4 protein-coding genes are annotated in these 7030 nt (G+C 64.6%); all 4 read left to right on the top strand.

All coding sequences use genetic code 11. The features are described 5' to 3' along the window. The first annotated feature begins 753 nt into the window (after positions 1-753). The 4 genes from QZY03_RS07505 to QZY03_RS07490 all read left to right on the top strand — a co-directional run bounded on the left by QZY03_RS07505 (position 754) and on the right by QZY03_RS07490 (position 6853). Positions 754-1077 (top strand): helix-turn-helix transcriptional regulator, encoded by a 324-nt coding sequence (locus tag QZY03_RS07505; protein WP_295579715.1) that lies wholly within the window; start codon positions 754-756, stop codon positions 1075-1077. Continuing rightward, positions 1067-2335, top strand: a complete 1269-nt coding sequence (locus QZY03_RS07500) for a type II toxin-antitoxin system HipA family toxin (RefSeq protein WP_295579713.1) — start codon at positions 1067-1069, stop codon at positions 2333-2335. The genes QZY03_RS07505 and QZY03_RS07500 overlap by 11 nt, the downstream gene beginning before the upstream one ends. Positions 2336-2567: 232 nt before the next feature. Further along, a complete protein-coding gene (locus QZY03_RS07495; RefSeq protein WP_295579711.1) occupies positions 2568-4427 on the top strand; it encodes a DUF262 domain-containing protein in 1860 nt (619 codons plus the stop codon). Next, on the top strand, positions 4424-6853 hold the full coding sequence (locus tag QZY03_RS07490; RefSeq protein WP_295579709.1) for a DUF262 domain-containing protein: 2430 nt from the start codon (positions 4424-4426) through the stop codon (positions 6851-6853). The genes QZY03_RS07495 and QZY03_RS07490 overlap by 4 nt, the downstream gene beginning before the upstream one ends. Positions 6854-7030: the final 177 nt, after the last annotated feature.

The raw sequence follows: 7030 nt of genomic DNA, 5'->3' as shown, positions 1-7030 counted from the left end.
CACACCGGACCGTTACCAGTCCCGCATGTGCTCCTAGGCTACGACGGGAGAAACCGTCGGTTCTATCAGGCCGCCTCCTAGCGACTTCTTGTAGAACATTCACTTACGCGACTTCGTGTCGCACAACGATGATCAAGGCCGGCAGATGACCCCGGTGGCGGAGCTTCAGCGCCAGGCCCGGATCGCGGGCCAGGGCCTGCGGGCCGAGCGCCGAGAGCGGTGATCAGCCGGTCGTCGACCAGGTGCAGGGCGGGTTGCAGGAAGCCCAGCGGCGGGGGCGGGGCCTGGGGATCGCTCGGGTCGGCGCGCAGGGCCTCGGACAGTAGGTCGCGCAGGTGGCTGGGAGACCTTGCCGACCCCGGGTGAAAAGCGGACCGCCGTAGGTTGGGCCGAGGAACGAAGCCCAACGATGCGCCATCCGCGACACCTGGAAATGTTGGGGTTCGTTCCTCACCCCAACCTACGGGCTACGGGCTTTCACAATCTCTCCGGCGTGGGAATGCCAGGCGGGCGCTTAGCGTCCGGTCTTGGCGCTGAACGCAGAGCGTCAGCACGTGCTCCCACGCAGAAGCGCAGAAGCGCAGAAGCGCAGGAGCCAGAAGCCGGCGAAGTCGGGCTGGAAGCCGCGCCAGCACGCAGCCATAACGGGGGCAGAGACGCCGGACTCATCGTGCTGAACGTGGCGCGCATCTATTATATGATCAGTTAACGCCCTAACCGTTGCTTTAATAACCAGTGCCTCTCAGTCCCCGCATGCTCTCTCCCGCCGCCCGCCAGGCCCTGCGCCTCCTGGGCGGTCTGATCGAGGAAGGCCGGATCCGCAAGGGCTGGTCACGGGACGCGCTTGCGCAGCGGATCGGCGTGGGGACCATCACCGTCCGACGGATCACCCGCGGCGAGCCGGGCGTGGCCATCGGCACCTATTTCGAGGCCGCCGCCTTGGTGGATATCCCGCTGTTCGGACAGGAATCGCCGCGGGAACTGGAACGGGAGCTGTTCCGCCAACAGGAAAAGCTGACGCTGCTGCCCTCCCGGGTCCGTCGTCCGGCCACGGAGCCCGTGGACGATGACTTCTGAGCGCGGGATCCACGCCAATCGGGCCTATGTCTGGGTCTGGCTGCCGGGGGCGCTCGCGCCGGTGGTCGCGGGCGTGCTGAGCCGGGATGCGCGGGGCGGCTATGGCTTCACCTATGGGCGATCCTACCTGCGGCGCGACGCTGCGATCAGCCTCTTCCCGGACGAACTGCCGCTGCAACCGGGCGGGCAGCGCCGCCGCGACGACGACCTCCACGCCTGTCTGCGCGACGCGGCGCCCGATGCCTGGGGACGCCGCGTCATCATCAATCGGCTGACCGGACGCCGCGGCCAGGACGCCGCGCTGGTCGAGTTCGACGAACTGACCTACCTGTTGGAGTCGGGTTCCGACCGGATCGGCGCCCTGGATTTCCAGGCTTCGCCATCCGACTACCAGCCGCGCGCATCCACCGAGGCCAGTCTGGACGCGTTGCTGGATGCGGCCCTGCACTTGGAGCGCGGTGAACCCCTGTCCCCGGCCCTGAGTCTGGCCCTCCAGCATGGCACCTCGGTCGGCGGCGCCCGCCCCAAGGCGCTGCTGACCAGCGGCACCCGCAAGTACATCGCCAAGTTCTCTACCAGCACTGACGTTCACAACGTGGTCAAGGCGGAATATCTCGCCATGCGTCTGGCCAGCCTGGCGGGTCTGGACATCGCCCCGGTCGCGCTGACCCGCTCGCTGGGCCGCGAGGTGCTCCTGATTGAGCGTTTCGACCGCGTGCGCCAGGGCGACGGCTGGCAGCGGCGCGCCATGCTGTCCGCGCTAACGCTGCTCGGACTGCGCGAAATGGAGGCGCGCTATGCCAGCTATGAGGACCTGGCCCACCTTATCCGCCGGGACTTTGCCGATGCGCGCGCGACCCTCGCCGAGCTTTACGGCCGCATGGTCTTCAATGTCCTGTGCGGCAACACCGATGACCATGCACGTAACCACGCCGCCTTCTGGGACGGCCGCACCTATCGGCTCACCCCGGCCTACGACATCTGCCCGCAGGTGCGCACCGGCGGGGAGGCGAGCCAAGCGATGCTGTTGACGGGCGAGCGGCGCGACAGCCGGCTTGGCACCTGCCTCGCCGCGGCACCCGCCTTTGGGCTCGGCGCCGCGCAGGCCCGCGCCTTGATCGACCACCAGTGCGATGTTGTCAGTCGCCAGTGGCTAACCGTTTGCGACGAGGCCGAGCTTGGCACGACCGAGCGACAGGCGTTATGGCAGCGGCAGTTTCTCAATCCGTATTGCCTTGAGGGCTATCCGGACGGATAGTGGCGGGGGAAAATAGCGCGAGCAATCGTCGGCGATGCCACCCGTGCTCTCCTGGTCCGAGCGCATCCTCACCGCCGACAGCCTGGACGCGGTGCTGCATTGAGGGGCGCGGCGGCACATCCTGATGACCGCCCGCGGTCTCGTGAATGAGTGTGTCGCCGTAGCAGGTGAGCATCGGCACGGGCCAGGAATCGCCCTGTTAACAACCCATCAAATCGGACTTATCCTGGACATGACGGCCACATCGACGCTGCAACTCCGTTCGATCTTTGATCTCCTGAAGGACAAGTTCTTTGTCCCATCCTACCAGCGTGGCTATCGCTGGACGGCGCGACAGGTTGAGGCGCTGCTGGACGATCTGGCCGCGTTCCAGTTGGCGTCGCGACGGACCGACCCGACGAACTTCTATTGCCTGCAGCCGGTAGTCATCGTCCGCCGCGGCCCGAACGAATGGGAACTCGTCGATGGCCAACAGCGGCTGACCACGATTTACCTGATCCTCCGGGCGTTGCAGAACGTTGCGGCGATATTTGGCCGCGGTTGCTATGAGATTTCCTATCAAACGCGCCCTGGCAGTGCCGAGTTTCTCAGCCAGCCTACCGCCGAGGGTGCCCAGCGGTGCATCGACTATCACCACATGTACGAGGCTTACCAGGCCATCGAGCGCTGGTTTGCCGGGCGGGACGGCGGGCTGCGGTTGCGGCTGCTGGAATGCCTCACAGGCCCTGATGGCGACGCGCCGAACGTGCGCGTCATCTGGTATGAGCTCGGCGAGCATCAGGACCCGGTACAGGCGTTCGTGAGGCTGAACGTGGGCCGCATCCCGCTGACGAGCGCCGAGCTGATCCGCGCGCAACTGCTGCGGTCTGACCGTGAACCACAATTGGAGCAGCGCGACGCGCAGCAGATCCCGCAGGACTGGGACCTGATCGAGCGCCGCTTGCAAGAGGATGCCTACTGGTTCTTTTTGCAGAACAAGGGTTCGGCTCTGCCGACGCGCATCGAGTACCTGTTCGATGTTTTCATTCGCATGAAGCGCGCGCACACGGAGGGCGACCTGGCCAATGATCCGCTGGCGACGTTTCTGGCGTTCCAGGCACTGCTGGATGCCAAGCCGGACGAGGTGTGGCCCTTGTGGCAGGAGTTCAAAACGCTCACTCAGACACTGGAAGACTGGTATGAGGAGCGCGTCCTGTACCACCTTGTCGGTTTTCTCGTCGCCACGGTCACCCCGGACAAGACGGCAGACGCCCGGTCGCGCCAGGCCGAGGCCCGGGTTCTGTTTGATCTCTTGCTGGAACGCAGGAAGTCCACCGCCACGGCATTCGACCGACATCTCCGGCGGTTGGCCTGGCGGCGCTTTGCCGGCCCACGCGCCGCCGAGCTTCCCGCTGACGGCCTCACGGCGCCTGAACTGGCACGGCGAATCACCGAGCGCATCGACGCGCTCAGCTACGGTTCGGCGTCGGTCCGCCCGGTCTTGCTCTTGTTCAATATCGCGGGCCTCCTGGAGCAGACGGCGTCCACCCAGCGGTTCCAGTTCGACGGGTTCAAGAACAACACCTGGGACATCGAACATGTCCGGTCGGTGGCCGAATACATACCCATAGCCGCCGCCGATCGTCGGCGTTGGCTGACGCACGCTCGCGACTTCGTGGTGAGCCCGGTGGCGACCGCGCGTAATCGGGCAGAGTCGGAGGCGCTCGCAAAAAAGATTGCGGCACTGATCGCCGCGCCCTCACCCGAAGAACAGGCGTTCAAGGCGGTATTTGATCGTGTTCGCACACTCAGCGGTGAGGCCGATGGGCGAGAGGACGACGCGCTGTCCAACCTGGCGCTGCTGGACTTGGGCACCAACCGGTCTTATCAGAACGCAATCTTTCCCGTGAAGCGCATGCGTATCATCGATCTCGACAAGCAGGGTCAGTTTATCCCTCCTGCTACGCGCAACGTCTTCCTGAAGTACTACTCGCCGCATGCGGCGCAACTGATGCTTTGGGATCGTGCCGACCGTAAGGCCTATAGCGACGCAATCACTGCTACCTTGCAGCAATTTTTCGCGCCGCTGGTGGACCGCAAGGAGGTCGTATGAAGACAGGGCACACCAGTTTCCGCGCGCTGTTCGGCGATGGCCGGCGTGTGGAGATTCCGGTCATCCAGCGCGACTACGCGCAAGGGCGCTCGGATGAGCACAGCCGCGAAGTACGCGGGCGCTTCCTCGACGCCCTCGCCGAGGCGCTGGACCCCACGGCAAAGAGCACCGCCGCTGTGGATCTGGACTTCGTCTATGGCAGATGGAACGCGCGCGCGAAGACGCTTGAGCCGCTCGATGGACAGCAGCGGCTGACGACACTTTTCCTGCTGCACTGGTATCTGGCTTGTCTGGACGGCGCGTTCGACGAGTTCCGGTCGTGGATGACGCTGCCGGGCGGTGGTTCGTGCTTTACCTACCGCACACGGCCGGCGGCGCGTGAGTTCTTCGATGCGCTCGTGTTGGCACCGGTGCCGCCGGCGGCCCTCGGCGACGAGCCGCAAGCGTTGTCCCTCTGGTTGACCGATGCCGTTTGGTTCGTCCGGAACTGGCTCCGGGATCCGACAGTCCGTGGCTGCCTCACGATGTTCGACGCGATCCACCAGCGCCTACACACCGCCAAGGGCGCCTGGTCGCGGCTCGTCTGCGAGACCTCGCCAGCCATCACCTTCCACCTGCTGCTGCTCGAAAACTTCAATCTCTCGGATGACCTGTACGTAAAGATGAACGCACGGGGCAAGGCACTGACCTCGTTCGAGGTGTTCAAGGCGGAGATCGAACGCTTTGTGGGCGAGGCATTCCCCAACGAGCCCTGGCCAACCGAGCAGGGCATCACTTGGCGCCAGTTTATCAGCCGACAGTTCGACATCGCGTGGACCGATTTCATGTGGCGCCAGCGCGGGGAAACCACTGAGATCGACACCCGGTTCATGCACCTCATCCGCGCCGTGGCCGTCGTGCACTGCGTCAGCCACAGCGAGGACGCGCTGGTCTACGAACAGATCAAGCAGATCCTTGCCACGCCAGAGCCCGGGCTGCTGTTCTTCAAGGAATTGGGCTGCCTGGACCGCGGCTTCGTCGAGCAACTGGCCAGCCTGATGGAGACACTCGCTGGACACCCGGCAGCGCCCGTCTTTCTACCTCAGACCCGCTATATGAACGAGGCGGCCGTCTTCCAGCGCGTGCTGCTCGCCCGCGGCGCGAACCAGGACGACGGTCTCACGTTGGTCGACTGGGTGGTGTTCTGTGCCTGGTGCACCTTCCTGCTGCGTAACCCGAACGATCTCGGCAGCGCGGCGGCGCAGAGCGCGCTTCATGATTGGATCCGCGTCCTGACCAATCTCGCCTACAACACGGACATCGACCGTCATGATCGCCTGATTCCGGCACTGCGCCGCACCTGGCAGTTGTCTGAGATCGCCCAGCCCGGCGGTGCCGATTTCCTCGTGCAGGTCGCCGCCGGTGGTCTGGACGAGCGCCCCGGCTTTAACGAGCAACAACAGCGCGAGGAGCGATTGAAGGCGCTGCTGATCTTGCGCGACCCCCGGTGGCGACCCCTGATTGAGCGCGCCGAGACGCATCCGTACTTCCGCGGCAGTATCGAGTTCCTGCTGCACTGGGCTGGGTTAGTGGATCGTGTCGCGCCAACCGATCAGTGCGACTGGGACAACACGGAGGACGGCGTGTTGCGCGCGTCGTTTGAGGATTGGTACGCGCGCACCTGCGCCGTGTTCCCTGAGACCGACAAGGGATGGCTCGCGCCCTTTCCGGAATTCTTGTGGGAGCGGGCACTCTTGGCCACCGGAGACTATCTCCTGCCAAAGGGGGGCAAATTGAGCTTGCTCGACGACCAGGACCGCGATGCCAGTTGGCGTCGACTCCTACGGGCCGACACGCGGGTGCCCGACCGCGAGGACCGGCGCGACGTAGTGCGCGCTGTGCTCGCCCAAGTAGACCCCAAGGATCCGATCAGCTCGCTGCGCGCCATCGTCGCCAAGGGCGTGCAGGGCCAAGACGACGCTCCGGTCCCCGGCATGCGCGCTCGTCTCGTCGCCCAACCGAGGCTCATCGCTTACTGCGAACGGCGCATGTTGCGGCTGGAGGAGGATTCCGCCTTCTTATTGAAAAGAACACACCGCAACGGTCGTCACGATCTCTACGTCTACGACCTATACCTTCGCCTTAATGCCCGGCGCGCGGAACTCGATCGGCGGGTGAAACTGCAGTTGATCCCCCAGACCGACACCCACACAAAGTCACAGCTTCGCCTGCGTGCGTACGGCTTGGGCGTCAGGCTGACAGCGGAGAAGCATGGCAAAGCGATGCAGTTGCGCATTCATAAGACCGTCCCCGATCCTGGTCTCGCTGCCCGATTGCCGTCATGGACTGCCGATGGCCCCACCCGACTTAGTCTAAGCCTGCCGCCCGACGACGCAGAGGGTGCGATCTTCGATGTTTGCGGGGCCCTAGCAGCCTGTCGGACTTAGCCCCTAGGATAAGAGCATGAGTCAATATAAAGGTTTTTTGTTGCTCCACAATCTTACGTAAGGTGATTTCCGCGAAACATCCAACCCGTAGGAGCCCGCTTGCGGGCGACGGGTGGGGGCACAATGACGCGATTCCGGCAGGTCACGTCGCCCGCAAGCGGGCTCCTACGGGGCTTG

Origin of the sequence: uncultured Lamprocystis sp. (genome assembly GCF_903933125.1) — a bacterium.
Classification (GTDB): Bacteria; Pseudomonadota; Gammaproteobacteria; order Chromatiales; family Chromatiaceae; genus Thiodictyon.
Note: the sequence above shows the minus strand (reverse complement) of the source record. Positions and strands in the feature narration are given on the sequence as shown.